Source organism: Streptomyces clavifer, from assembly GCF_036345975.1.
Lineage (GTDB): Bacteria > Actinomycetota > Actinomycetes > Streptomycetales > Streptomycetaceae > Streptomyces > Streptomyces clavifer.
This window is the reverse complement of the sequence record NZ_CP107793.1, coordinates 869,917-896,511: the sequence shown is the minus strand read 5'-3', so window position 1 is coordinate 896,511 and position 26,595 is coordinate 869,917. Positions and strand designations below refer to the sequence as shown.

Below are 26,595 nucleotides of genomic sequence, written 5' to 3'. Positions count from 1 at the left end.
CGGCCCGGACGGTCGGCGGACAGGCGTCAGGTGGCCGGAGCCCCACATCGGCCGGTGTGCGCGGTCCCGCCGCACACGACGATCCGGCCGGTAGTCCGGCGGTGTCACCGGAGTGACGCCGCCGGGGCACCCGCGCACGGTGCCGACGCCTGCTGTCCGGGGTGGGCACAGGTCGGCTGCCGAGGCCGCCGCGCGGAATGCCGGGCGGCGGCCCACACCTCAGGTGTCGCGGGTGGCGAGCATCCCGAGCGTGGCGAGTCCGAGCACCACCCAGCCGAACCACAGCCAGCCGTTGCTTCCCAGGGCCACCGTGTACGCGGTCACCGCGACCAGCGCTCCGACGGTGAGCACTCCCATGGTCTTCGTGGATCCGGGCATGAGCACACGCTCCTCACCGGCCGCACGGCCGTCGAAGCCATGGTCACCCCTCAGGGGCGTCCACCGCTACTGTCCGCGTGTCTGCAACGAGGCGAGATAGGCGTTGTACGCCTTCAGCTCCTGGTCGCCGTCCCGGTCCGCGGCACGGTCGGAGCGCTTGGCCGTGCGCTGCTCGGAGCGGTACCACTGGAAGACCAGCGCGATCAGCACCAGGACCGACGGGATCTCGCTGAACGCCCAGGCGATGCCGCCGGCCGCCGTCTGGTCGCTCAGCGCGTCGATGCCGAGCGAGGCCGGAGGATTCTCGTACGCCTTCACCATCGGCTGGCTCGCCATCATCAGCGCGATCCCGAAGAACGCGTGGAACGGCATGCCCGCGAAGAGCTCCAGCATGCGCATCACGTAACCGGGCCGGTGCGGACCGGGGTCGACGCCCATGATCGGCCAGAAGAACACCAGGCCGACCGCCAGGAAGTGCACCATCATCGCGATGTGGCCCGGTTTCGACCCCATCAGGAAGTCGAACAAGGGCGTGAAGTAGAGGCCGTACAGGCTTGCGATGAAGAGCGGGATCGTGAACACGGGGTGCGTGATGATCTTCATGTAGCGGCTGTGCAGCAGCATGAGCAGCAGCTCGCGCGGACCTGTACGGCCGCGGCCCGCCACCGGGAGCGCCCGCAGCGCCAGTGTCACCGGAGCGCCCAGCAGCAGCAGGATCGGCGACACCATGCTGATCACCATGTGCTGCACCATGTGCACGCTGAACATGACCATGCCGTAGTCGTTGAGCCCCGTGCACATCACCAGAGCGATCGACAGCACGCCGAGGACGAAGAAGACACTCCGGTTCACCGGCCAGCCGTCGCCCCGGCTGCGGAGCCGCACGACCCCGTAGCCGTACAGGGCGAGTGCGACGACGCAGCCGATGAGGAAGAACGGGTCCGCGGAGAATTCGAGCCCGCGTCCCAGCGTGAACGGCGGCAGATCCATGTTCATGCCGTGCCCGCTGTGATCCATCTGTTCACTCCCGCTGGGGACGTCCCCGTTTCGTGCCGGTTGTCCGGTCCAGACTAGAACCGCCCCCGGACGCGGGTGCGGCCGGGGGCGGTACACGAGGATCCGATGCGGTCAGAGCACGACCTGGGCCTCGGCGTAGCGCTCGGCCGGGACCGTCTTCAGGGTCTCCACGGCCTCCGCCAGCGGAACCATCGTGATGTCCGTGCCGCGCAGCGCCGTCATCATGCCGAACTCACCGCGGTGAGCGGCCTCCACCGCGTGCCAGCCGAAGCGGGTGGCCAGGACACGGTCGTACGCGGTCGGCGTGCCACCGCGCTGGACGTGACCGAGGATCACCGGGCGGGCCTCCTTGCCGAGGCGGTGCTCCAGCTCGCCCGAGAGCTGCGTCGCCACTCCGGCGAACCGCTCGTGGCCGTAGATGTCCTTGGCGCCCTGGTCGAAGTCCATCGAGCCCTCGCGGGGCTTGGCGCCCTCCGCGACGACGACGATCGCGAACTTCTTGCCGTCCGAGAAGCGCCGGCCGACGAGCGCGGTCAACTCGTCGATGTCGAAGGGCCGCTCCGGGACGACGATGGCGTGCGCACCGGCCGCCATGCCCGAGTGCAGGGCGATCCAGCCCGTGTGCCGCCCCATGACCTCGACGATCAGCACCCGCTGGTGCGACTCGGCCGTGGTCTTCAGCCGGTCGAGGGCATCAGTGGCGACGCCCACGGCCGTGTCGAAACCGAAGGTCACATCGGTGGAGGAGATGTCGTTGTCGATGGTCTTGGGCACACCGACGATGGGCAGCCCTGCCTCGGAGAGCAGGTTGGCCGCCTTCAGCGTGCCCTCGCCACCGATCGGGATGATCGCGTCCAGGCCGAGGTCGGCGACATGGCCCCTGGCCCGCTCCACACCGTCGCGCAGATGCGCGGGCTGGACCCGGGAGGAACCGAGGATCGTGCCGCCCCGGGCGAGAATGCCGCCCACCGCGTCGAGATCGAGCTTGCGGTAGTCACATTCGAGGAGGCCCCGCCAACCGTCGTGGAAGCCGATGACCTCGTCACCGTGGTCGACCACCGCGCGGTGGACGACGGAACGGATCACGGCGTTGAGGCCGGGGCAGTCGCCGCCGGACGTGAGCACACCAATTCGCATTGCCCGGAAACCTTTGCAACGTGGGCCGACGACCGGACCACGTCGTCCGGTTGGATCCCCGCCACCTTACCGGCGTCAGGTGGCGGGACCGAAACCACCGTCCGACTGCTGGACGTCCACCGGCCAGACACGAAACCCCACGATCCCGGACAACCCGTCAACAGGGCGTGTCCGCACGGGGGGCCGTGCCGGCCGGAGGGCGCGTCAGGCGGGCTGTGTCGCCGAGGCGATCCGCTCGGCGCGCAGCGCCTCGTACCAACGGTCGTCGCACGGCGGCAGCGCGTTCACATCGAGGGCCAGCTTCAGCAGGTGGTCCGCGATCAGCGGGTTGCGCGCCAGCACGGGACCGTGCATGTACGTACCGAAGACCGTGTCGTTGTAGGCGCCCTCGGTGCCGTCGCCCGTGCCGTTGCCCCGCCCGATCCGGGTGCGGGCGAACGGCCTGGCCGTCGGGCCGAGGTGGGTGATGCCCTGGTGGTTCTCGAACCCGGTCAGCGGCGGCAGCCCGAGATTGGGGTCGATGTCCCCGAGCACGTCGCCGACGCACCGGGCGCCCTCGCCCCGCGTGGAGACCACGTCGAGCAGCCCGAGGCCGGGCTCGCGCTCGCCGAGGTCGTTGATGAACTCGTGGCCGAGGATCTGGTAGCCCGCGCAGACCGAGAAGATGATCGCGCCGTTGGAGGCGGCCCGGCTCAGTCCGCCGTCGCGGCGCAGCCGCTCCGACGCCAGTCGCTGTGGCCGGTCCTCACCCCCGCCGATCAGGTAGATGTCGCCCGAGGTCGGGATGGGCTGGTCACTGCGCACGTCGACGCGCTGCACGTCGAGACCGCGCTGCCGTGCCCGGCGTTCCACCACGAGGGCGTTGCCCTGATCGCCGTAGGTGCTGAGGAGGTCCGGGTAGACCCACACCAGCCGCAGACCGTTGTTGCTCACGTTTCGTCCTCTCCGGGGGCCGCCCGCGCCGGGGTCAGTTGCCGACACGACGGCGCAGATCCTGGAAGGCGGTGTAGTTGGCGATGACCTCGATGCGGCCGGGCGGAGACATCTGGACGGCCTCGTCCAGGGTCTCGCAGACGCGGAAGTCCAGACCGGCGACCTCCAGGCGGACCGCGAGGTCCAGCTTGCGGTCCCCGAGCACGAAGATCGGGTGGCCGTACAGCTGGGTGTAGTCGACGTCCCAGAGCCACGAGGTGTCCGTGCCGTCGGCGCCGCGGGCGTTCACGGAGAGGATCACCGGGGTGGGCGGCGGGTCGATCAGGGAGAACGTCTCCAGCCAGCCCGCCGGGTTCTTCGCCAGCAGCAGCCGCAGCTCACGGCCGAGGAAGGTGACGACGTCGTAGCGGCCGGCCACGGCCTGCACCTGGTACATGCGCTCCAGGGCGACCTGGGGCGGCACGCCGAACACCGCGGCGACCGCGGCCGAGCTGGTGGCGTTCGCCTTGTTGGCGCGGCCCGGCAGCTGGAGGTGGATCGGCCACGCGGACCCGTGCGGGTCCAGGACGTAGTCGCCGTTGAGCGCCCAGCTGGGGGCGGGGCGGCGGAAACCGCACTCGCCGCAGAACCAGTCGTCACCGGGGCGCTGCATCACACCGCCGCAGGACGGGCAGGACCAGGCGTCGTCCTTCCACGCCTGTCCCGCCGCGACCCACACCACGTTGGGGGAGGAGGACGCCGCCCAGACGATCAGCGGGTCGTCGGCGTTGGCCACGATCACGGCCTTGGAGCCGGAGAGGCCCTCCCGCCACTTCTCGGCCAGCATCCGGGTCTCGGCGGCGCGGTCCAACTGGTCGCGCGAGAGGTTGAGCAGCGCGATCACCTTCGGTGTCGTGTCGCGTGCGACACCGGCGAGGTACTTCTCGTCGACCTCGATCACGCCGTACTTCGCGTCCGAGCCGCCGGCCAGCGCGGAGGTGATCCCCGCGGGCATGTTGGCGCCGAGCGCGTTCGACACGACGGGCCCAGCGGCCCCCAGTGCCTCGGCGATCAGCCTCGTCGTCGTCGTCTTGCCGTTCGTCGCGGACACGAGGATCACGTCCAGGTGTTGCGCCAGCCGCCCCAGCAGGTCGGGGTCGAGCTTGAGCGCCACCCGGCCGCCGATCACCGATCCGCTGCCACGCCCCGCAGCGCGTGACACCGCCGCCGCGGCTTTGCCCGCCGTCACGGCGAGCTTGGCCCGCGGCGACAACGGCTCCGTGTTGCCTGCCATCGTCCTAGATCCTCCTTGCATCAGTCCGCGCCCAGCCTATCGATGTCCGGCACCCCGACCGCACGTCGGCACCGGGCGGAACGTGGAGGTCACGTGGAACGTACCCTTCTCCCCATGCGAAACCGCCCGATCCCCGGCAGTTCCGGACTCGTCCGTGCCATGAGTCTGTTCGGCGACCCGGTGCTCCACAGCCCCTGCGAGGACGTCACCGACTTCGGGCCCTCACTCGCGACGCTGGTCGAGGACATGTTCGCCACCATGTACGCGGCGCAGGGTGTGGGACTGGCCGCCAACCAGGTCGGGGTTCCGCTCAAGGTGTTCGTCTACGACTGTCCGGACGACGAGGAGGTTAGGCATCTCGGCCATCTCGTCAATCCGGTACTCGTCGAGGCGGACGGGATCACCGTACGCGGACCGGAGGGGTGCCTCTCACTCCCCGGCCTCGAAGCGGGCACCCCGCGCCTCGATCATGCCGTGGTCGAGGGCCGGACCGTCACGGGCGAGCCGGTGCGCGTCACCGGCACCGGCTGGTTCGCCCGCTGTCTGCAGCACGAGTGCGACCACCTCGACGGCCGGGTCTACACGGACCGGCTGACCGGCCTCCGTCGCGCCAGGGCGCTGCGCGCCGCCCGGCGGGCGCCGTGGGCGCGTACGGACTGATCCGGGGGACGGACGGGGGCGGCGGGTCAGAAGCCCGGGCCGCCCGGGAGGTCGCCGGCCTCGGCCAGCCTGCCCCAGAGTAGATCGGCGAGACTGCGTACCAGCTGCTCGCGCGAGCAGGGCCGGTCGCCCAGCCACCAGTCGCCGGCCGCGTGCATCATGCCGACGATGCCGTGGCCCCAGATGCGGGCCGTCTGTTCGCTGTCGGGGCCGAGGTCGACCCGCTCGGAGATCACCTTGCCCAGCTCCTCGCCGAGGCGGCGCAGCAGCGGTGCCGAGTGCCGGCCGACGTCGAAGCCCTGCTCGGGGGAGGGTGCCGCGTCGTCGGACGGGTGCATCAGGAAGCGGTAGACCTGCGGACGGGCCTCGATCGCCGCGAGATACGTGTCCAGGGTCGCCTCGACCCGCTCGCGCCGCTCGGACGGGGCGTCGAGCGCGGCCCGCAGGGCGCTCAGCAGGGCGTCGGTATGGCGCTTGGCCAGGGCGCGGTAGAGGCCGCCCTTGTCGCCGAAGTGGCGGTAGAGGATGGGTTTGGTGATCCCGGCCTCCGCGGCGATCGCGTTCATCGACGCCTGCGGGCCGTCCCGGAGCACCACGCGGTCCGCGGCCTCCAGGAGCTCCCGGCGGCGGCGCTCGGCGGCGGTCCGCTGTCGCTCGGCCCCTCTTGTGGTCTCCATGTCGTCTCTCCCCGCCCCCGCAAGCTGTCCTGCGATCTCTTGACGCCCGGGCAACGTAACACCATGGTCCGACGGTCGTTGATCCCCGGCTGACCGGTTGACAGTGACTACTTGCTGGTAACAGACTGGTGTTACCGCGAGTAACGTATGCTTGTCCGAAAGCGCATGGAGGGAACATGGCCGAGTTCACGCTCGAGCTCAACGACGACCAGAAGCAGGTCCGTGACTGGCTTCACGGCTTCGCCGCGGATGTGATCCGACCGGCCGCTTCGGAGTGGGACGAGCGTGAGGAAACGCCCTGGCCCGTCATCCAGGAGGCGGCCAAGGTAGGCATCTACTCCCTCGACTTCTATGCCCAGCAGTTCTTCGACCCTACGGGCCTCGGCATCCCCGTGGCCATGGAGGAGCTGTTCTGGGGGGACGCCGGCATCGCCCTGTCGATCGTCGGTACGGGCCTGGCGGCCGTGGGCGTCCTCGCCAACGGCACCGAGGAGCAGATCGGCACCTGGATCCCGCAGATGTACGGCGACGCCGACGATGTGAAGCTCGCCGCCTTCTGCTCCTCCGAGCCGGACGCCGGCTCCGACGTGGGCGCCATGCGCACCCGCGCGGTGTACGACGAGGCCAACGACGAGTGGATCCTCAACGGCACCAAGACCTGGGCGACCAACGGCGGAATCGCCAACGTCCACGTCGTCGTCGCCGTGGTCGACCCGGCGCTGGGCTCGAAGGGCCACGCCTCGTTCATCGTCCCGCCCGCCACCCCGGGGCTGTCCCAGGGGCAGAAGTTCAAGAAGCACGGCATCCGCGCCTCGCACACCGCCGAAGTGGTCCTGGAGGACGCCCGGGTCCCCGGGCACTGCCTGCTCGGCGGCAAGGAGAAGCTCGACGAGCGGCTCGCCAGGGCCCGGGAGCGCGCCAAGTCCGGCGGGGAGCGGGTCAAGAACGCCGCCATGGCCACCTTCGAGGCATCCCGCCCGGCCGTCGGCGCCATGGCCGTCGGCACCGCCCGCGCCGCGTACGAGGTCGCCCTCGACTACGCGAAGACCCGGAGCCAGTTCGGCCGCCCGATCATCGACAACCAGGGCATCGCGTTCCAGCTGGCCGACATGCGCACGCGGATCGACGCCGCCCGGCTGCTGGTCTGGCGTGCGTCCTGGATGGCGAGCGCCGGGAAGCCCTTCGACTCGGCCGAGGGATCGATGTCGAAGCTCTACGCGAGCGAGACGGCGAAGGCGGTCACGGCCCAGGCCGTCCAGATCCTCGGCGGCAACGGCTTCACCCGGGAGTATCCGGTGGAGCGCATGCACCGGGACGCCGCGATCTACACCATCTTCGAGGGCACGAGCGAGATCCAGCGCCTGGTGATCGCCCGCACCCTGTCGGGGATGCCGATCCGCTAGCGGTCACCGCGGGGCCGGACCGTGGGACGGTCCGGCCCCGCGCGTCCTGCTCCTGCTACCGGGGCAGGTTCGCCTCGATGACGGCCAGGACCTCGGGGGCCTCCGGCTCGGTCCGGGGGCGGATCCGGGCGACCGGCTCGCCGGCCGGGGAGACCAGGAACTTCTCGAAGTTCCACTGGACGTCCCCGGCCGCGCCCTCGGCGTCCGCGAGCTTCGTCAGCTCCGTGTACAGCGGGTGACGGTCCTCTCCGTTGACGTCGACCTTCTCCAGGAGCGGGAAGCTGACCCCGTACGTCGTCGAGCAGAAGGTCTGGATCTCCTCGGCCGTGCCCGGCTCCTGGCCCGCGAACTGGTTGCAGGGCACGCCGAGTACGGTGAACCCGCGCTCCCCGTACTCCTTCTGGAGCCGCTCCAGGCCGGCGTACTGCGGGGTGAGGCCGCACTTGGAGGCGACGTTCACCAGCAGGACCGCCGAGCCCTCGTAGGCCCCGAGGGTGGTCGGCTCGCCGGTCAGGGTGCGGAGCGGGATGTCGTGCAGCGTCATGGGGAATCTCCTCGATAGCGTGGCGTCGCTGTTCATTGTGCCGTCACGGGATTCGCGGGGCCGACCGCCTTGTAGTAGAAGGTGGTCGCCCTCAGTACGCCGGCCGGGTCCCCGGCGTACGCGGGAATCGACCCGCACTCCGTCCAGCCCGCCGCGCTGTACAGCCGTTCGGCGGGGCTGCCGGTCTCGGTGTCCAGGACCAGCAGGGTCAGCCCCTCCGCCGCCGCGGACCGCTCGACGGCCGCCAGCAGGGCCCGGCCGACGCCGTGGCCGCGGGACGAGGGCCGCACCATCAGTTTGGCGACCTCCGCGCGGTGGCGGGCGTTGGGCAGAGCGGGCTTGACCAGTCCGATCGTGCCGGCCAGCCGCTCCCCGTCACGGGCGATCCAGACCTGGTGGCGCCCCTCCTCGACCGCCACGGCCCGCTCCCGCCACCAGGTGGCGGCGGACGCCCGGTCCAGCGGGGTCAGGAACCCCACCGAGGCTCCGCCCTCCACGGTGTCGATCAGCAGGGCGGCCAGTTCGTCGGCGTACGTGACGAGCTCGGGGCCGGACACGGGGACGATCTCGGTCATGGAGCGGGGTCCTTTCACATTCACGGCAGGACGATCATCAGGGCGTAGCGGACCCGTTCGGGGCCGGGGCAGTGGAAGTGCGAGGGGCCGTGCAGCCGGAAGCGCAGGCAGTCGCCAGCGCTCACGGTGTGCGCGGTGTCGTCGACGGTGATCTCGACCGTGCCTTCGAGTACCCAGATGTGCTGCTCGACACCGGGCACGGGCGGGTTCTCGTAGGACAGGGCGGCCCCTGCGTCGAGCGTCCCCTCGACGATCTCGGCGCGGAGCCCGGCGTGCGGCGGTGAGACGGAGCGGCGTACGAAGCCGGAGCGCTCGTCCCGCCACACCGGCTGCTGTGCGACAGGCACGAGGACCGGCGGCTCGGCCTCGACCTCCATCAGGAGGCGCGACATCGTCCGCCCGTAGGCGGAGCAGAGCCGTCCGAGCGCGGTGGCGGTGGGACTCAGCTCGCCGCGCTCCAGCCGTGACAGGGTCGACCGGCTCACCCCGGTGCGCCGGGACAACTCGTCCAGGGACCAGCCGCGCTCGGTGCGGAGCTGGCTCAGCCGGGCGGCGAGCCGGGCGTCGACTGCATCCAGTACGTCGCTTTCTCTCATATTCAGGATCGTATCCCTGAAAAGAGATACAGCCGAGAGAGTGTCGTCCCGGCGCGCCGATCGGGTGACGCCATGTCAGGCTAATAAAGGTGAAATAAGCCGCATACCAGTTCATTCGGGCGGGTGGCGGCGGGAGATCCGAGGAGGCCGACATGGCCAGAAATGTGAGCGGTACGCGAGCGGATCACGACACCGTGGGCTCGCGGCCATCCCCGTCCGGCTGGACCGTCTTCGCGGCGGTGCTGATGATCTTCGGCGGAGCCATGGCCATCCTCGAGGGGATCGCCGCCATCGCCAAGGACGACGTGTTCGTCGCCACCCGCAACTACGTGTTCCAGTTCAACCTGACCGGCTGGGGATGGGTCCACCTCATTCTGGGCATCGTCATCCTCCTGGCGGGCTGCGCCCTGTTCACGGGTGCCCTGTGGGCGCGTGCCGTCGGAGTCCTGCTCGCGGGGCTGGGCGTGGTCGCCCACTTCCTGTGGCTGCCGTACTACCCGTTCTGGTCGCTCGTGCTGATCGCCATGTACATCATCGTCATCTGGGCGCTGTGTGCCGGGCCGCAACGGGACGCTCGAGCCTGAGTACGAGGACGTAGGAGACGACCACCGAGACGATCACGAGAGGCATCACGGTGATGCCCTGGGAGCCCAGCAGCAGTGTGGCCAGCAGCACCGACGTCATCGGCAGCTTCAGCATCGCCACACACATGGCGCCGATGCCCATCGCGAAACCCGACGTCGCGTTCAGGCCGGGCAGATGGGACAGGGCCAGTCCGCCCGCGGCCCCCAGGAACATCGAGGGGAAGATGGGGCCGCCCCGGAAGCTGCTCAACGACGCGCAGTACGCGAGCGCCTTGCAGGCGATGAGCACGAGGAGCGTACCGGCGGAGTACGCGGCGTCGTCGCTGAGCAGCCCGCCCAGGGCGTCCTGGCCCGAATAGAGCACCTCGGAGGCGCCCTCCCCGGTGCTCTCGGCGTACAGGAGCGCGAGCACGCCGACGATCACGCCCATCACCGTGGTGGCCACCACGGTGCGCCGCTCGACCCGCTCCTGCAGGAACAGGGAGAGCCGCCTGATCCCCGTGCCCGCGAGAGCCGCCGCGAGTCCCAGGGCGACGGCCCAGCCGAATTCGGCGAGGGTCGGCTGGGGTGCGTGCGGCACGTGGGGGAGCTTCAGGGAGTACGTTCCCAGCCCCGTCCACGACCCCAGGCCGATGAAGACGAGCGAGCCGATGCCCGAGGCGAGCAGCCCCGGTACCAGCACCACGCCGAGCATCACCCCGGCGAGGCCGGACGCCTCCATCAGCAGGAAGGCGCCGAGGAGCGGCGAGCCCAGCAGGGCGCTGACCGCGGCGAAACTCCCGGCAGCCGCCACCATGGCGCGCCCGCCGGGCTCGATGCCGGGTCGGACCAGGCGTACCGCGTACACCGCCAGGCCCCCACCGAGGGCGATGAGGGGAGCCTCCGGGCCGAGCACCGCGCCGAGCCCGAGGGAGGCCAGCGCGGCCAGTGCGATCCCCGGAAGCTCCGAGGCGGCCGGCGGTCCCGAGTGCGCCATGCCTTCGGCGGGCCTGTGCCCGCCCAGGCCCGGGAGGTGGCGGATGGTCAGTCCGGTCAGCAGGCCGGCCACGGCGAGCAGCGGCACCGGCCACCACGACGGCGTGCCTTCGAAGCCCAGGGCCCGGGGCAGATCCTGATAGGTCAGCAACTGGAGTTCATGGACGAGGGCCAGGAAGCCGAACGCCGCCGCGGAGATGGGGACGCCGAGGATCGCCACCATGATGAGGAGCACCAGATACCGCCGGGTGTGTACGACCTTCATCGGGTCGGAGGCTTCCACGCCGGGCGCTCCGGCCGGTTCGGCCGACATCGTCATGTTCTCCTCCGCGTCGGGTCCCGGCCGGATCGTGCTGTGCCGGCGCGGTCCACACGGTGATACCACGATGTGCCGTTCTGTCTGTGATGTCTCATTTTCGGGGTGTGGCGCGTCCGGTGTGCCCCGACGCGGAGGACCGGGGCGCGTGGGCCCGGCACGAACCGGTGAAAGGCCCTACCCGTCGCCCTCCTGGGCCGCCGGGACCCGGCCGGCGGCCACCGCTTCGGTCAGTGCCCGGTGATCCCGCTCGTTCCGGTCGGCGTACCGTTCGGCGAACGTCTCCAGCGCCCGGTCGAACACATTGCCGTGCCCCAGGTACGCCGCGATGGCGATCCGGTCGCCGGACCGCGCGTGGGCGCGGGCCAGCGTCGTGCCGCACAGCTCGCCGAACGTGCCCATCCCGCGCGGCACCATGAGCTCCGGCTCGGCGATGCCCTTCCAGTCGCGCAGCTGGCGCACGTAGAAGTCGCGGCGCCTGCCGTCGATCCCGTTCACCCGCTCCCAGCCGAGGAAGATGTCGCCGGCGGCCTGCATCATGCGCTGGCCCGCGACCACCCGCTCGCCCTGGTTCCGGTACACGCTCGGCCCGGCGTACGGCGCGAGCGCCGAGGTGTCGGCCTCCTTCGCCTGGAGGAAGAGCGGGTCCGAGCCGTCCCGGCCCAGCAGCAGGATGATCCAGCACCGCGTCCCGACGCTGCCCACCCCCACGACCTTGCGGGCCATGTCCACCGGACGGAAGTCCGCGAGCAGGGCCCTGCGGTCCGAGGGGAGGCTGCGGCCGTAGCCCCGGAGCAGCTTGCGGACCCGCTCCTGCAGTGCCTCGCGTTCCGGGTCGGGCAGCAGGTCGGCGAACCGCACGAGCAGGGGCGGGTCCGCGGCGATCCGGAGCTGCCCCTCCGTCATCTCGGTGAGCTTGTCGAAGGCCTGCAGACTGTCCCTGGTGCGCGCCTTCGCCGTTGCCCTGGCCAGCCGTCTGCGCCCGCGCGGGGCCAGCTTCTCCGCGGCCACGGCGCGCAGGAGGTCCTCATCGGTCCGGGAGTACCAGACGTCGAGATTGCGCATGCCCGCGAACCGGATCATCGACTCCCGGTACGAACGCACCGTGGCCCGGACGATGTCCGCCCGCTCCCGGTCCGAGAAGCCGTTCGCCCGCCCCGCGATGACGAGGCTGGCCGCGAGGCGTTTGACGTCCCATTCCCAGGGGCCCGGCAGCGTCTCGTCGAAGTCGTTGATGTCGAACAGCAGATTGCGCTCGGGGGACGCGAGCAGCCTGAAGTTCAGCAGGTGGGCGTCACCGCACAGCTGGGTCCGGATGCCCGAGTCCGGTGTGCCGGCCAGGTCGGAGGCCATCACGGCGGCGGCCCCCCGGTAGTAGCGGAACGGGGACTCGGTCATCCGCGCGTACCGGATCGGGACGAGCTCGGGGACCCTGGCCTCCGACTGGGTGCGGAGGATGTCGAGGGCGTCGGGCCGGTCCGCCGGCGGCTCGAACACGGCATGGCCGGACCGGGGCGCCCGGCGGCGGGCCGCTCTGCCGAGAGCGGCCCGCTCCGCGGGTGTCGCGCCCGGTACGGCGCGGAGCGGCGAGGTGGCGTCCTGGGCCATCGCGGACCTCCTGACTGCCTGAGCGGCATGCGAAGCCTGTCCACCATCATCCCGGCTCGCGCGGACTTCGGCCTGTTCCGGCGATGACGCCCGGCGTACGCGGGTCAGGCCCGGCGTACACCCGTCACGGCGTACGCGTGCCGGTCAGACCCGCTGCGCGCCGCTTCCGGTCCACTCGCCGCCAGAGCGCCCGCTGGCACCGGAGCGCAGCGGTACCCACCAGGATGAGCACCGCGATGTTGACCAGCAGCTGGATGAGCGAGCCCCCTGCCTCGGGCCAGCTGGTGAACGCGACGGACACGCTGATGTCCGACGCGGCGGGGATGGTCGTGACCGAGATGAACACGCCGAGGAGGGCGCTCGTCCTGGCCTCGGTGAGCGACACGATGCCCACGATGCCGGCCAGGGTCGCGACGGCGACCGAGAAGAAGTTGGGCGTGTTGATCAGGTTGGAGACCGGCCGCAGCCCGGCGTCGAACGCCTCCGACTGGAATCCGAATCCGCGGATGAGGAGGCTGAAGAGGAAGGTCACCAGGATCGTCAGCAGGAACCCCGCGCAGAGGGCGGACAGCCCCCGCCGGACCATGCCCCGGTCGCCCCGGTCGATGCCCAGGGCCACGGCGACGATCGCCCCGTACTCGGGACCGACGACCATGGCCGCGACGATCAGGATCTGCGAGTTGGTGACGATGCCGACCGAACCGATCAGCCCCGCGATGACGAGGTACAGGTAGAAGCTCGGTGCGTATCTCCCCTCGGACCTGATGCGCGCCTCCACCTGGTCCCAGACCGGGGCGCTGGGCAGTGCCCTGAGGCGACCGGCGGCGCCCTCGGAGGCCCGCCCCACGAACGCCGTGTCCACCGGCTCGATGACGAGGGAGCCGCGCACGTCGGTCTCCAGGTCCCGCAGACCCCGCAGAACGTCGTTCGCCGCCCCCGCCAGCACGTCGCAGGCGACCGTGTCGCCGTCCGGGTTGCGCGCCGCGCCCCGGTGCACGATCAGGTTCAGGACGAACGGGTCGTCGGCGAGGCACTCCACGATCCCGTCCGTGCGGTCCGGAGGGCTGACCGCACGGATATGGATCATGTCCATCCCGTGCCTCCGCCGAGCGGGCCGGGAGGCCGGACGCCGTGTGGCGGATGGTGGCTTACGCGGCGGTATGCCAGAGATTGGACGGTCATGGGGGGATACCCTCCCACAGCCGCACACGGTCCGGTGGACGACCTGCAGACGCGCACCCTCGACGAGTCACACGACCGGCCGGTGCGACCGGACCCCCGTCACTTCTTCCCGTCGTCCCACTCCGTGCCGAGCAGCCAGCTGTCGTAGCTCCGCAGGAGGGCCACGAGGGCCGCGCCGAGCCGCCGGTCGTACCCGGGCGAGTGCAGACGCACCGTGTCGTCCTTCGACCTGAACTCCAGCGGGACCTCCCCGCCCGCACGCCACACGATGCGACGGGGCCCCCGGGCCGCGTCACCGCTCCCGCTGAGCAGGCTCAGCACGATGATCAGGGTCTGCAGCGGGGACAGCAGCCACCACACGTACCACCAGAGGATCCGGCCCTTCAGGCCCACCGCCTCCGCCCCGCCCCCCGGCGTCACCGTCCAGCGGGTGCGCAGACCCCTGCCCCGGAGCGCCTTCTCGCGGACGACCGTGCCTATGAGCTCACCGTGCGCGCCGAGCACCTGGTAGGACGCGACCCCCTTGGCGGCCGACAGGGTCACCACCGTGGCCAGCCGCTCCCGGCGCCGCTCGTCCGCCCACAGCACGAAGGAACGCGTACCGCTGCCCCGTGCCGCCCGGTAGGCGGGTATGCCGCCCGGCGGCAGTTCGCGTTCCACGTACGCCGCCACGTGCTCCGGCACCGAGCCGTCCGCACACAGCACCAGGTGCCCCACCGGAGCCGCGGCGCCCCCTCCGGTGGCCCCACCCTCGTCCCGTTGCGCGGGCACCATCCTCAGTACGCTGCTCACCGCTGTGCCCTCCGTGGTGTGTCCTACCGGCTTGAGAGGATCCTCGTGTGAAGTCCCCCGAGCCCCTTCCCGAACTCTTTCCCGGACCGCAGCCGGAAGCCGGCCGACGCGAGGCCCGCCGCCCGGTGCGGTGCGCCCTCTGCGGACGGCCCCTCACCGGCGTGGAATCACGCCGCACCGGACTCGGCCCCGCCTGCGACGCCAAACTGCACCCGGCGGGCCCGGACATCCGGACCCGCCGTCATGAGGTGGACCAGGACCCGCTGCCCGGCACCTGACCCCCTCGGGAGCGGGTCTACGCGCCGTCGAGGCGGCGGAACAGGCCCTCCTGGACCACCGACACCAGCAACTGCCCCTGGCGGTCGTAGATCCGCCCCCTGGCGAGACCGCGGCCGCCCGTGGCGATCGGCGACTCCTGGTCGTACAGGAACCACTCGTCCGCCCGGAACGGCCGGTGGAACCACATGGCGTGGTCCAGCGAGGCCATGTCGAAGCCCCGCGGCCCCCACAGCGGCTCCACCGGGATCCGCACCGCGTCGAGCAGCGTCATGTCGCTCGCGTACGTCAGCGCGCAGGTGTGCACGAGCGGGTCGTCGCCCAGCGGGCCCACCGCACGCATCCACACCGCGCTGCGCGGGTCCGCGTCCTTGATCTCCTCCTGCGTCCAGCGCAGCCGGTCGACATAGCGGATGTCGAAGGGCTGGCGCCGCGCCATCCGCTCCAGTGCCTCCGGCAGCCCGCCCAGGTGCTCCCGCACCTCATCGGCGACCGTCGGCAGGTCCTCGGGGTCCGGCACCGTGCGGGCGGGCGGCAGCTGGTGCTCGAAGCCCGCCTCCTCGGGGCGGTGGAAGGACGCCGTCAGGTTGAAGATCGTCCGGCCCTGCTGCACGGCCGTGACGCGGCGGGTGGTGAAGGACCGGCCGTCCCGCACCCGCTCGACGTCGTACACGATCGGCACGCCGGGGCGTCCCGGCCGCAGGAAGTAGGCGTGCAGCGAGTGCACCGGACGGTCCCCGTCGGTGGTGCGGCCCGCCGCGACCAGCGCCTGCCCCGCGACCTGCCCGCCGAAGACCCGTTGCAGGGACTCCTCGGGGCTGCGGCCACGGAAGATGTTGACCTCGATCCGCTCCAGGTCGAGAAGATCGACCAGTCGCTCGGCGGGGTTCGTCGTCATGACGTTCGTCTCCACTCTCGAAACCGCTGCGGCGTCACAGCTGGCCCACGGCCGTGACCCGGACGACAGCCCGGCCCTCCTCGTCGGAGGCCGCCAGATCGACCTCCGCACGGATGCCCCAGTCGTGGTCGCCCGCCGGGTCGGCGAAGGCCTGCCACACCCGCCACAGGCCGTGCTCGGGGTCCTCGTCGATCTTCAGCAGCTTCGGGCCGCGCGCGTCCGGGCCCGTGCTCAGGTCCTCGTGCGCGTCCCAGTAGCCGTCCATCGCCTCGCCCCAGGCGTCCTCGTCCCAGCCCGAGTCGCCGTCGAGCTCACCCAGGTCCCGGACCCGGTCCAGGGCGGCCAGCTCCACCCGGCGGAACATCGCGTTGCGGACCAGGACCCGGAAGGCGCGGGCGTTCGCCGTGACCGGCTTGACCTCGTCGGCCCGCTCCTGAGCCTGCTCGGCGGTCTCCACCTCCGGGTTCGCCAGCTGCTCCCACTCGTCCAGCAGGCTGGAGTCCACCTGGCGCACCATCTCGCCCAGCCAGGCGATCAGGTCCTCGAGGTCCTCGGACTTCAGGTCGTCCGGGATGGTGTGCTCCAGCGCCTTGTAGGCACTCGCCAGATAGCGCAGCACGATGCCCTCGGTGCGGGCCAGCTCGTAGTTGGACGTGAACTCCGTGAAGGTCATGGCCCGTTCGTACATGTCCCGGATCACCGACTTCGGCGACACGGGGTGGTCGCCGACCCACGGGTGGCTCGTGCGGTACACGTCGTACGCGTGCCAGAGCAGCTCGCTCAGCGGCTTGGGGTACGTGACCTCCTGGAGCCGTTCCATCCGCTCCTCGTACTCGACGCCGTCCGCCTTCATCTGCCCGACGGCCTCGCCCCGCGCCTTGTTCTGCTGGGCGGCGAGGATCTGCCGGGGGTCGTCGAGCGTCGACTCGACGACCGAGACCATGTCCAGGGCGTACGAGGGGGACTCCACGTCCAGCAGGTCGAACGAGGCCAGAGCGAAGGTGGACAGCGGCTGGTTCAGCGCGAAGTCCTGCTGGAGATCGACCGTGAGGCGGACGATCCGGCCCTCGGCGTCCGGGGTGTCGAGCTGCTCCACCACACCGCCGTCCAGCAGCGAACGGTAGATGGCGATGGCCCGCCGGATGTGCCGCAGCTGCGCCCTGCGCGGCTCGTGGTTGTCCTCCAGCAGGTGCCGCATCGCCTCGAAGGCGTTGCCCGGGCGGGCGATCACCGAGAGCAGCATCGTGTGCGTCACCCGGAAGCGCGAGGTCAGGGGCTCGGGATCCGAGGTGATCAGCTTGTCGAAGGTGGTCTCCGACCAGGCCACGAAGCCCTCGGGAGCCTTCTTGCGGACCACCTTGCGCTTCTTCTTGGGGTCGTCGCCCGCCTTCTTGACGGCCTTCTCGTTCTCGATGACGTGCTCGGGGGCCTGCGCGACGACGAAGCCCGCCGTGTCGAAGCCGGCCCGGCCGGCTCGCCCGGCGATCTGGTGGAACTCGCGGGCGCGCAGCGTGCGCACCCTGGTGCCGTCGTACTTGGTGAGAGCGGTGAACAGCACCGTGCGGATCGGCACGTTGACGCCGACACCCAGCGTGTCCGTACCGCAGATCACCTTCAGGAGGCCAGCCTGCGCCAGCTTCTCGACCAGGCGGCGGTACTTGGGGAGCATGCCCGCGTGGTGCACCCCGATGCCGTGCCGCACGTAGCGGGAGAGGTTCTGGCCGAACTTGGTGGTGAAGCGGAAGTTGCCGATCAGATCGGCGATCTTCTCCTTCTCCTCCTTCGTGCACATGTTGATGCTCATCAGCGACTGCGCGCGCTCGACGGCCGCGGCCTGCGTGAAGTGCACGATGTACACGGGCGCCTGCCGGGTGTCCAGCAGCTCCGTGAGCGTCTCCGTGATCGGCGTCAGACGGTACTCGTAGCTGAGCGGGACCGGACGCGTCGCCGAGCGCACCACGGAGGTGGGGCGGCCGGTGCGCCGGGTGAGGTCCTCCTCGAACATCTTGACGTCGCCGAGGGTGGCCGACATCAGGACGAACTGGGCCTGCGGAAGCTCCAGGATCGGGATCTGCCAGGCCCAGCCGCGGTCCGGCTCCGCGTAGAAGTGGAACTCGTCCATCACGACCTGGCCGATGTCGGCGTACTTGCCGTCACGCAGCGCGATGGAGGCGAGCACCTCGGCGGTACAGCAGATGACCGGGGCGTCGGCGTTGACCGACGCGTCGCCGGTCAGCATGCCGACGTTCTCCGTGCCGAAGAGCTTGCACAGGTCGAAGAACTTCTCCGACACCAGCGCCTTGATCGGCGCGGTGTAGAACGTGACCTTGTCCTGGGCCAGTGCCGTGAAGTGCGCACCCGCCGCGACCAGGCTCTTTCCCGAGCCGGTAGGGGTGGAAAGGATCACGTTCGCCCCGGAGACCACCTCGATCAACGCCTCCTCCTGAGCCGGATAGAGGGTGATGCCCTGCGATTCGGTCCATGACGAGAAGGCCTCGAAGAGGGCGTCCGGGTCGGCGGTCGGGGGCAGCTGATCGATAAGGGTCACGCCCCCATCTTGCCTGCCTTGTGGCCGGATGCGGGAACCGGAGGACCGCGGGAAGATCACTGACGATACGCTTCCCACTCAACTCGGCCGCCTCGCACAGACAATGGCGGCCCGGCCGCGCACGGCCGACTCACGATGGGGGCGGAATCAGCCATGATGGGACCGGCACACTCTCTGTCAGGGGCGGCGGCCTGGCTGGGGGTGGGTGCCGCGGCCGCTGCCGCGGGCCACACGATGCCCTGGCCCGTCCTCGTCGTGGGAGCACTGATCTGCGCGGGCGCCGCACTCGCCCCGGACCTCGACCACAAGTCCGCCACCATCTCGCGCGCCTTCGGCCCGGTCTCCAAGGGCCTGTGCGAGATCGTCGACAAACTCTCGTACTCCGTCTACAAGGCGACCAAGGGTCCCGGCGACCCGCGCAGGACGGGGGGACACCGCACCCTCACGCACACCTGGCTGTGGGCGGTGCTGATAGGCGGCGGCGCCTCGCTCGCGGCGATCACCGGCGGCCGGTGGGCGGTCCTGGCGATCCTCTTCGTCCACCTCGTGCTCGCCGTCGAAGGCCTCCTCTGGCGGGCGGCACGCGTGTCCAGCGACATCCTCGTCTGGCTGCTCGGCGCGACCAGTGCGTGGATCCTGGTGGGAGTGCTCGACCAGCCCGGCAACGGTTCCGCCTGGCTGTTCACCGAGCCCGGACAGGAGTACCTGTGGCTGGGGCTGCCGATAGTCCTCGGGTCCCTCGTCCACTGCATCGGCGACGCGCTCACCATCTCCGGCTGCCCGATCCTGTGGCCGATCCCGCTCGGCCGCAAGCGGTGGTACCCGCTCGGACCGCCGAAGTTCATGCGCTTCCGGGCCGGCAGCTGGGTGGAGATCAAGGTGCTGATGCCCGCGTTCATGGTGCTCGGGGGAGTGGGCGCGGCCGCCGCGCTCAACTTCATCTGACCACCGGGCGCCCCTTCCGGGGGCGGTGCGCCCGCAGCCGTAGCACCATGACTGCATGCTGCTCGCCCGGCTCGCCCACGTGTCCCTGGAGGTCGCCGCGACGTCGGCCCGGACCCGGAAGGTCGCCCTCCTCGCCGACCTGTTCCGGGACACCGGCCCGGACGACGTCCCGGTCGTCATCCCGTACCTCGCCGGCCGCCTCCCGCAGGGGCGGCTCGGCATCGGGTGGCGCGCCCTCGGCGACCCGGTGGCACCCGCGGACGCGGCCGCGCTGACGGTCTCCGGCGTCGACGCGGAGCTGACGGAGATCGGGGCGCTCTCCGGCCCCGGCTCACAGGCCGCCCGCAAGGAGCGCCTCCAGCGGCTGCTCGGCGCGGCCACCGCCGACGAACAGCACTTCCTGCACGCACTGCTCACCGGAGAGGTGCGGCAGGGAGCACTGGACGCCGTCGCCGTCGACGCCCTGGCCGCCGCCACCGGCACGCCGCCCGCCGGGGTACGCCGTGCCGTCATGCTCGCCGGATCACTCCAGTCCGTCGCCCGGGCACTGCTGGCCGACGGTCCCGGGGCGCTCGCGGCCTTCCGCCTCACCGTCGGCCGGCCCGTCATGCCGATGCTCGCGCACTCCGCGCGCTCGGTCACCGAGGCCGTCGACAAGCTGGGGCCGTGCGCGGTGGAGGAGAAGCTCGACGGCATCCGCGTACAGGTGCACCGCGACGGACCGCGGGTGCGGGCCTACACGCGCACGCTCGACGACGTCACCGACCGGCTGCCCGAACTGGTCACGGCGGTCGCGGGCTTCCGCGGCGACCGGTTCATCCTCGACGGCGAAGTGATCGCACTCGGGCCCGGCGGCAGGCCGCGCCCCTTCCAGGAGACCGCCGCGCGGGTCGGCTCGCGGCGCGACGTCGCCGCCGCGGCGGCAGCCGTTCCCGTGGTCCCCGTCTTCTTCGACGTGCTGTCCGTCGACGGACGCGACCTCCTGGACCTGCCCCTCACCGAGCGGCACACGGAACTGGCCGAGCTGGTCCCGGAGCCGATGAGGGTCAGGCGCGTCGTCGTGACGGACCCCGGGGACGAGGCGGCGCGTGAGACCGCGGGGGCGTTCTTCGAGTCCACCCTGGCCCACGGACACGAGGGCGTGGTGGTCAAGGGCCTGCAAGCCGCCTACAGCGCGGGCCGCCGGGGCGCGTCCTGGCTGAAGGTGAAACCCGTGCACACCCTGGACCTCGTGGTGCTGGCGGCCGAATGGGGACACGGCAGGCGCACCGGGAAGCTGTCCAACCTCCACCTGGGAGCGAGGCGGCAGGACGGATCCTTCGCCATGCTCGGCAAGACCTTCAAAGGACTCACGGACAAGATGCTCGCCTGGCAGACCGAACGCCTGCGGGGACTGTCCACCGACGACGACGGACACGTCGTCACCGTGCGGCCGGAGCTCGTCGTCGAGATCGCCTACGACGGCCTCCAGCGCTCGACCCGCTACCCGGCCGGGGTCACCCTGCGGTTCGCCCGGGTGCTTCGGTTCCGGGAGGACAAGTCGCCGCAGGAGGCGGACACGGTCGACACGGTGCTGGGCCTGGGGACATGACCGAGGCCCCCGCCGGTGCGGCGGGGGCCGGGGCATGCCATCGGTCGGCCGTGGTCGGCCGTGGTCAGCCGTGGTCAGCCGGCGACGCGGTCCGCGCGTGGATCTGTTCCGGCGTGAGATAGGCGTCGGTGTACTCGAAGTCGCGCAGGGTGGCCGGCTTGCGGGCCTGGAAACCGGTCCGTACGAAGTCGTCGCCCGCGATCGCGTTCAGCAACCAGTTCGTCAGGACGCGGGTCTTGGCGACGTTGGTCCGCAGGCCCGTCCAGTGGTAGCCGCGCGCCACCACCTGGGCCGGCACGCCCTTCAGCTCGATGCCCAGCGGCTTGGAGACCGCGTCCCGGCCGCCGAGGTCCACGACGAGACCGAGGTCCTTGTGGACGTACTGCTGCAGCGGACGGCCACGCAGCGAGGCGATGAGGTTGTCCGCCAGGACACGCCCCTGCCGCATGGCGTGCTGCGCGGTCGGAGGGCAGATCGCCCCGTCGCCCTTCGCCAGGTCCGGCACCGCGGCCGAGTCGCCCAGGGCGAACACCCCGTCCGCCCCGGGCACCTGCATCTCCGGCGTCACCGCGAGCCTGCCGCGCACCGTCTCCGTGCCGAGGGTGGCGACGAGAGGGCTGGCCGCGACTCCGGCGGTCCAGATGAGCGTGCGGCAGGGCAGCACCCGGCCGTCGGTGAAGGTCACCTTGTCCGGTGCGGCCTCGGCCACCGAGACACCGAGCGAGACCTCGATGCCGCGCTTGCGCAGGATCTCCATCGCGGTGACGCCCAGCTTGTCGCCTAGCTCCGGCATCAGCTTGGGCGCGATGTCGATCAGATGCCACTTGATCAGCTTCGGGTCCAGCCGGGGGTAGTGCCGGACGGCGTTGGCGGTCAGCCGCTGCAGGCAGGCAGCGGTCTCCGTACCGGCGTATCCGCCGCCCACCACGACGAACTGCAGCCGGGACTCCCGCTCCGCCTCGTCCTGGCTGGCGTCGGCCAGGTCGAGCTGGGAGATGACGTGGTCCCGGATGTAGGCGGCCTCGGCCAGGGTCTTCATGCCCTGCGCGTTCTCCACCAGCCCGGGGATGTCGAACGTCCGGGTGACACTGCCGGCCGCCAGCACGAGGTGGTCGTACGGCTCGTTCACGATCTCGTCGGTGATCTTGCGGATGACACAGATCTTCGCCTTGGTGTCCACCCCGATGGCGCCACCCGGCACGATCCGCGTGCGGTGTCGCCGGCTGCGGCGCAGGGAGACGGCGACCGACTGCGGAGTGAGCACCCCGGACGCCACCTGGGGGAGCAGGGGAAGGTAGAGCTGGTACGAGAACGGCGTGACGAGGGCGATGTCCGCCTCACCGGGGGCGAGGCTGCGTTCGAGCCGACGCACGCACTCGACTCCGGCGAAGCCTGCACCGACAACGAGGATCCTGGGTCGTGCCACGGTGTGCGTCCCTTCTCGGGCTTGGGCGGTCATCGCTCGCCTGCCCCGTATCCGGAGCCAGTCACTCCCTCATCCTCACCGCAGGGGACGCGGTTCGCCTCCTGTGCGCCACGGGAGGCGGCGGACCGGGCCGGGGACCGTGCCCCTCCCTGCCGTCCGGGAGGGCGGTGTCCCGGTGCGGGCGAGCGGTCCCCCCGGCTGCAGCAACACCGTGCGGTGGCGTACCGGCCCGGTCCGAGTGCGTCAGGCGTCCCCGGGCCGGGCCGTCGCTCGGCTCACCCGTGCCAGGACCGCCACAGCGCCGCGTACGCGCCGTCCGCCGCCACCAGCTCGTCGTGGCTGCCCAGCTCGGTGATCCGGCCGTCCTCGACGACCGCGATCACGTCGGCATCGTGCGCCGTGTGCAGTCGGTGCGCGATGGCGATCACCGTCCGGCCGTCCAGCACCCGGGCCAGCGAACGCTCCAGATGCCGTGCCGCCCGAGGATCCAGGAGCGAGGTCGCCTCGTCCAGCACCAGGGTGTGCGGGTCCGCCAGGACCAGCCTGGCCAGCGCGATCTGCTGTGCCTGCGCCGGAGTGAGGGCCAGACCGCCGGAGCCCACCTCCGCGTCCAGGCCGTCCGTCAGGGCCTTCGCCCATCCGTCCGCGTCGACCGCCGCGAGCGAGGCCCACAGCTCCGCGTCCCCGGCCCCCGCGCGGGCCAGCAACAGATTGTCCCGCAGCGAGCCCACGAACACATGGTGCTCCTGATTGACCAGGGCCACGTGGGTCCGCACCCGCTCCGCCGTCATGCGGGACAGCTCGGCCCCTCCCAGCGTGACCTCACCGGTCCGCGGCGCGTAGATGCCGGCCAGCAGACGTCCCAGCGTGGACTTGCCCGCACCGGACGGCCCTACCAGGGCCAGCCGGGTGCCCGGGGCGATGTCCAGCGACACCTCGTGCAGGACGTCCACACCGGCGCGGTAGCCGAAACGCACCTCCGCGGCCCGGACCTCCCGGCCGTCGGGGCCGACTCCGTCGTCGCCCGCGTCCGGCTCGATCTCACGGACGCCGACGAGCCTGGCCAGGGACACCTGGGCGACCTGCAACTCGTCGTACCAGCGCAGGATCAGACCGAGCGGGTCCACCATCATCTGGGCCAGCAGCGCCCCCGTCGTCAACTGCCCGACACTGAGCCATCCCTCGATCACGAACCAGCCGCCGAGCATCAGCACCGCACCGAGGATCGTCACATAGGTGGCGTTGATGACGGGGAACAGCACCGAACGCAGGAAGAGCGTGTAGCGCTCCCACGCCGTCCACTCCGTGACCCGCCGGTCCGAGAGCGCGACCCTGCCCGCACCCAGCCGGTGGGCCTCCACGGTCCGTCCGGCGTCCACGGTCTCCGCGAGCATCGCCGCGACCGCCGCGTACCCGGCGGCCTCCGAGCGGTAGGCCGAGGGCGCCCGCCGGAAATACCAGCGGCATCCGACGATCAGCACCGGCAGGGCGATCAGCACCGCCAGGGCCAGCGGCGGTGCGGTGACGGTGAGCGCGCCGAGCAGCAGCGCGATCCACACGACGCCGATCGCCAGCTGCGGGACGGCCTCGCGCATCGCGTTGGCCAGCCTGTCGATGTCCGTGGTGATCCTGGAGAGCAGGTCACCGGTCCCGGCCCGCTCCAGGACACCCGGCGGCAGCCCGACCGACCGTACGAGGAAGTCCTCGCGCAGGTCGGCCAGCATCTCCTCGCCGAGCATCGCTCCGCGCAGCCGCATGGTCCGGGTGAACACCGTCTGGATGACCAGTGCCAGTGCGAACACCGCCGCGGTGCGCTCCAGATGGAGGTCGGTGACCCCGTTGGACAGGTCCTCGACCAGTCCGCCCAGCAGGTACGGGCCGGTGATCGACGCGATCACCGCGACCGCGTTGACCGCGATGAGCACCACGAACGGCCGGCGGTGACGCCGAAACAGGGAGCGGACGTAGGCCTGTACGGTCGTCGGGGTGCCGACCGGCAGCGTCGTCGCCGACTCCGGGGCGGCCGGGTCGTACGCCGGTTGTGCGACGCCGATCATGCCCTCTCCTCGAATTCCTCGATCGCTTCGGCCGACGGCGACGCGTCGGCTCCCACGAGTTCGTCCTGCGCGGCGGACGCCGCGATGTCGTCATCGGTCTCACGGGTGACGACCGCCCGGTACAGCGGCTCGTCGCGCAGCAGATCGCGGTGCGCCCCGGCCGCGACGACCGTGCCCCCGTGCACCAGCACCACGCGGTCGGCCAGGTCCAGCAGCAGCGGGGACGAGGCGAACGCCACCGTCGTACGACCTCGGCGCAGCCGTTTGATCCCGGCGGCGACGCGGGCCTCCGTGTGCGAGTCGACGGCCGACGTCGGCTCGTCGAGGACCAGTGCCTCCGGGTCGGTGACCAGCGAGCGGGCCAGCGCGAGGCGTTGGCGCTGACCACCGGAAAGGGACCGGCCGCGCTCGGTGATCCGGGTGCGCATCGGGTCGCCCCCGGTGTCGAGGGACGCCTGGGCCAGCGCGTCCAGCACATCACCGCACTGGGCGGCGTCCAGGGCGTCCTCGGGCGAGACCGCCCCGGAGGACGGCACGTCGAGCAGCTCGCGCAGCGTCCCGGACAGCAGCACCGGGTCCTTGTCCTGCACCAGCACCGCGGTCCGCGCCGAGTCGAGCGGCAGCTCGTCCAGGGGGACACCGCCGAGCAGCACCGAGGGGAGCGGTGCCGGCGCGGTGCGCTTTCCGTCGTCCGTAGTGGTGCCGGCGCCCGCAGCGGGGTCCTTTCCGACGTCCGGCCCGGTGCCCGGCGCGGTCTCCGCCCCGGTCTCCGCCTCGGCGTGTCCGCCGAGGCGCTCGGCCAGGCGGCCGGCCTCGTCGGGGTCGCCGCAGACCACGGCGGTGAACTGCCCCCGCGCCGCCAACAGCCCGGTCACCGGGTCGTACAGATCGCCCTCGGGCACCATGGCGTCGATCGTCGACGGCCGCGTACTGCGTTCCAGGGACAGCACGCGGACCGCGCGTTGGGCGGAGGGCCTCGAGAAGGAGTACGCCATGGCGATCTCCTCGAAGTGCCGCAGAGGGAAGAGCATCAGCGTCGCGGCGCTGTACACCGTGACCAGCTGCCCCACGTCGATGCGGCCGTCCCGGGCCAGAGCGGCCCCGTACCAGACCAGCGAGATCAGCAGGACTCCCGGCAGGAACACCTGGATCGCCGAGATGAGCGCCCACATCCGGGCACTGCCGACGGCAGCCTCACGCACTTCCTGGGAGGCGCGCCGGTAGCGGCCGAGGAAGAGCTCCTCGCCGCCGATGCCGCGCAGCACGCGCAGGCCGGCGACCGTGTCGGAGGCCAGTTCGGTGGCCTTGCCCGCCTTCTCGCGCTGGATGTCCGCGCGCCGGGTGGCCCGGGGGAGCAGGGGCAGGACGGTCAGCGCGAGCACCGGCATGGCGATCGCGACCAGCACCCCGAGCGAGGGCAGGTAGAGGACCAGCCCGACGCAGATCAGTACGAGGGCGGTGGCCGCGGCGGCGAAGCGCGACAGCGCCTCGACGAACCAGCCGATCTTCTCGACGTCGCCGGTGGAGACGGCGACCACCTCGCCCGCGGCGACCCGCCTGGTCAGTGCCGATCCGAGCTCGGCGGTCTTGCGCGCGAGCAGTTGCTGGACCCGGGCCGCGGCGGTGATCCAGTTGGTGACCGCCGTGCGGTGGAGCATGGTGTCGCCCACGGCGATCAGGATGCCGAGGACCAGGATCAGCGCGCCGGCCTGCGCGAGTCCCCTGCGGGAGCCATCGATGACGGCCTGGACCGCGAGTCCCACGACGAGGGGCAGGCCGGCGATCGCGCACTGGTGCATGAGGCCCCAGGAGAGCGACTTGAGCTGGCCGGTGAGCTGATTGCGGCCGAGCCAGTAGAGGAAGCGTGGGCCTGACCGGACATCGGGATCGCCGGGATCTGAGTACGGAAGATCGCGAATCTGCATGACGTCCCAAGGATCGGAAGGGCGGAGATCCGTGGCGGACCTCGTGGAACAGTGGGGGACCAAACCGTGCAAGGTTCGCGTCCTGCCCCTGTCCCAGGCAAGCGATTATTCAGGGCCGGGTTACCGGGCCGTGGAGCCGGGGCCCGATCCGCCCTGTACGGCGGGGTGTTGGGAGCCCGCGCCCGAGCAGGCCCTCTTCCACCTGCCGGGGTGAGGCCGTGGATCCGCCGCGGGAGCCCTCGGACCTGGGGGAGACGCGGATCGGTGGGACCGGCGCGG

At 71.4% G+C, this 26,595-nt stretch carries 24 protein-coding genes; 6 read left to right on the top strand and 18 right to left on the bottom strand.

Translation table 11 applies throughout. The annotated features are described in order from the left end of the window. Positions 1-219: 219 nt before the first annotated feature. The 5 genes from OG927_RS03625 to OG927_RS03605 form a co-directional block, all read right to left on the bottom strand. Positions 220-378, bottom strand: coding sequence for a hypothetical protein (locus OG927_RS03625; RefSeq protein WP_107103313.1), 159 nt, complete (start codon positions 376-378; stop codon positions 220-222). 66 nt (positions 379-444) lie between these two features. Then, a complete protein-coding gene (locus tag OG927_RS03620) occupies positions 445-1,395 on the bottom strand; it encodes a cytochrome c oxidase assembly protein (RefSeq protein WP_056795493.1) in 951 nt (316 codons plus the stop codon). Positions 1,396-1,506: 111 nt separating this feature from the next. Next, on the bottom strand, positions 1,507-2,532 hold the full coding sequence (locus tag OG927_RS03615) for a 6-phosphofructokinase (RefSeq protein WP_056795490.1): 1,026 nt from the start codon (positions 2,530-2,532) through the stop codon (positions 1,507-1,509). A gap of 204 nt (positions 2,533-2,736) precedes the next feature. Continuing rightward, positions 2,737-3,465 (bottom strand): type 1 glutamine amidotransferase, encoded by a 729-nt coding sequence (locus OG927_RS03610; protein WP_056795487.1) that lies wholly within the window; start codon positions 3,463-3,465, stop codon positions 2,737-2,739. A gap of 34 nt (positions 3,466-3,499) precedes the next feature. Next, positions 3,500-4,738: a Mur ligase family protein gene (locus OG927_RS03605; RefSeq protein WP_056795484.1), complete on the bottom strand. Its 1,239-nt coding sequence runs from the start codon at positions 4,736-4,738 to the stop codon at positions 3,500-3,502. 114 nt (positions 4,739-4,852) lie between these two features. On the opposite strand from OG927_RS03605, the gene def reads away from it, so the two are divergent. Next, positions 4,853-5,398, top strand: coding sequence for a peptide deformylase (gene def, locus OG927_RS03600; protein WP_319099207.1), 546 nt, complete (start codon positions 4,853-4,855; stop codon positions 5,396-5,398). A gap of 26 nt (positions 5,399-5,424) precedes the next feature. Here def and OG927_RS03595 read toward each other — a convergent pair whose 3' ends face one another. Then, complete coding sequence (locus OG927_RS03595) at positions 5,425-6,075, bottom strand: TetR family transcriptional regulator (RefSeq protein WP_056795473.1); 651 nt, start codon at positions 6,073-6,075, stop codon at positions 5,425-5,427. Between the two features lie 176 nt (positions 6,076-6,251). On the opposite strand from OG927_RS03595, the gene OG927_RS03590 reads away from it, so the two are divergent. Next, on the top strand, positions 6,252-7,478 hold the full coding sequence (locus tag OG927_RS03590; RefSeq protein WP_330319686.1) for an acyl-CoA dehydrogenase family protein: 1,227 nt from the start codon (positions 6,252-6,254) through the stop codon (positions 7,476-7,478). 55 nt (positions 7,479-7,533) lie between these two features. Here the strand turns inward: OG927_RS03590 and OG927_RS03585 are convergent, their stop codons facing one another. The 3 genes from OG927_RS03585 to OG927_RS03575 are packed head-to-tail and all read right to left on the bottom strand — an operon-like array spanning position 7,534 to position 9,193. Beyond that, a complete protein-coding gene (locus tag OG927_RS03585; protein ID WP_056795465.1) occupies positions 7,534-8,022 on the bottom strand; it encodes a glutathione peroxidase in 489 nt (162 codons plus the stop codon). 32 nt (positions 8,023-8,054) lie between these two features. Beyond that, complete coding sequence (locus tag OG927_RS03580; RefSeq protein WP_056795461.1) at positions 8,055-8,597, bottom strand: GNAT family N-acetyltransferase; 543 nt, start codon at positions 8,595-8,597, stop codon at positions 8,055-8,057. 20 nt (positions 8,598-8,617) lie between these two features. Next, positions 8,618-9,193, bottom strand: coding sequence for a helix-turn-helix domain-containing protein (locus OG927_RS03575; RefSeq protein ID WP_319099206.1), 576 nt, complete (start codon positions 9,191-9,193; stop codon positions 8,618-8,620). Between the two features lie 152 nt (positions 9,194-9,345). Here OG927_RS03575 and OG927_RS03570 point away from each other — a divergent pair, with 152 nt between their 5' ends. Further along, on the top strand, positions 9,346-9,777 hold the full coding sequence (locus OG927_RS03570; protein ID WP_056795452.1) for a DUF7144 family membrane protein: 432 nt from the start codon (positions 9,346-9,348) through the stop codon (positions 9,775-9,777). On the opposite strand, the gene OG927_RS03565 is transcribed toward OG927_RS03570, so the two are convergent. The 4 genes from OG927_RS03565 to OG927_RS03550 form a co-directional block, all read right to left on the bottom strand. Continuing rightward, entirely contained in the window at positions 9,731-11,065 is a 1,335-nt protein-coding gene (locus OG927_RS03565) for a chloride channel protein (protein WP_209470981.1), read from the bottom strand. The two genes, OG927_RS03570 and OG927_RS03565, sit on opposite strands and share 47 nt — an antisense overlap. A 180-nt stretch (positions 11,066-11,245) precedes the next feature. Beyond that, positions 11,246-12,676: a DUF2252 domain-containing protein gene (locus tag OG927_RS03560; protein ID WP_056795446.1), complete on the bottom strand. Its 1,431-nt coding sequence runs from the start codon at positions 12,674-12,676 to the stop codon at positions 11,246-11,248. A gap of 124 nt (positions 12,677-12,800) precedes the next feature. After that, positions 12,801-13,769: a DUF389 domain-containing protein gene (locus OG927_RS03555; protein WP_330319685.1), complete on the bottom strand. Its 969-nt coding sequence runs from the start codon at positions 13,767-13,769 to the stop codon at positions 12,801-12,803. A gap of 188 nt (positions 13,770-13,957) precedes the next feature. Continuing rightward, positions 13,958-14,650 carry a hypothetical protein gene (locus OG927_RS03550; RefSeq protein ID WP_274922892.1) on the bottom strand — a complete coding sequence of 231 codons (693 nt, stop codon included), beginning with the start codon at positions 14,648-14,650 and terminating at the stop codon, positions 13,958-13,960. Positions 14,651-14,697: 47 nt separating this feature from the next. Between OG927_RS03550 and OG927_RS03545 the strand changes: the two genes are divergently transcribed. Continuing rightward, a complete protein-coding gene (locus tag OG927_RS03545) occupies positions 14,698-14,928 on the top strand; it encodes a DUF6011 domain-containing protein (RefSeq protein WP_209470983.1) in 231 nt (76 codons plus the stop codon). Positions 14,929-14,945: 17 nt separating this feature from the next. Here the strand turns inward: OG927_RS03545 and OG927_RS03540 are convergent, their stop codons facing one another. Together OG927_RS03540 and OG927_RS03535 are read right to left on the bottom strand one after the other, a co-directional pair. Next, positions 14,946-15,824: an acyl-CoA thioesterase gene (locus OG927_RS03540; protein WP_124283064.1), complete on the bottom strand. Its 879-nt coding sequence runs from the start codon at positions 15,822-15,824 to the stop codon at positions 14,946-14,948. A gap of 34 nt (positions 15,825-15,858) precedes the next feature. After that, positions 15,859-18,372: a DEAD/DEAH box helicase gene (locus OG927_RS03535; protein ID WP_124283065.1), complete on the bottom strand. Its 2,514-nt coding sequence runs from the start codon at positions 18,370-18,372 to the stop codon at positions 15,859-15,861. Positions 18,373-18,525: 153 nt separating this feature from the next. Between OG927_RS03535 and OG927_RS03530 the strand changes: the two genes are divergently transcribed. Beyond that, the gene (locus OG927_RS03530) at positions 18,526-19,317 is read left to right on the top strand and encodes a metal-dependent hydrolase (RefSeq protein WP_330319684.1); all 792 of its coding nucleotides are present in this window, start codon (positions 18,526-18,528) and stop codon (positions 19,315-19,317) included. Positions 19,318-19,372: 55 nt separating this feature from the next. Further along, complete coding sequence (locus tag OG927_RS03525; RefSeq protein WP_330319683.1) at positions 19,373-20,908, top strand: ATP-dependent DNA ligase; 1,536 nt, start codon at positions 19,373-19,375, stop codon at positions 20,906-20,908. 64 nt (positions 20,909-20,972) lie between these two features. On the opposite strand, the gene OG927_RS03520 is transcribed toward OG927_RS03525, so the two are convergent. The 3 genes from OG927_RS03520 to OG927_RS03510 all read right to left on the bottom strand — a co-directional run bounded on the left by OG927_RS03520 (position 20,973) and on the right by OG927_RS03510 (position 26,316). Beyond that, positions 20,973-22,334 carry an NAD(P)/FAD-dependent oxidoreductase gene (locus OG927_RS03520; protein ID WP_056796022.1) on the bottom strand — a complete coding sequence of 454 codons (1,362 nt, stop codon included), beginning with the start codon at positions 22,332-22,334 and terminating at the stop codon, positions 20,973-20,975. Between the two features lie 275 nt (positions 22,335-22,609). Then, positions 22,610-24,391 carry an ABC transporter ATP-binding protein gene (locus tag OG927_RS03515; RefSeq protein ID WP_209470986.1) on the bottom strand — a complete coding sequence of 594 codons (1,782 nt, stop codon included), beginning with the start codon at positions 24,389-24,391 and terminating at the stop codon, positions 22,610-22,612. Then, positions 24,388-26,316, bottom strand: a complete 1,929-nt coding sequence (locus OG927_RS03510) for an ABC transporter ATP-binding protein (protein WP_330319682.1) — start codon at positions 26,314-26,316, stop codon at positions 24,388-24,390. The genes OG927_RS03515 and OG927_RS03510 overlap by 4 nt, the downstream gene beginning before the upstream one ends. Between the last annotated feature and the right edge of the window lie 279 nt (positions 26,317-26,595).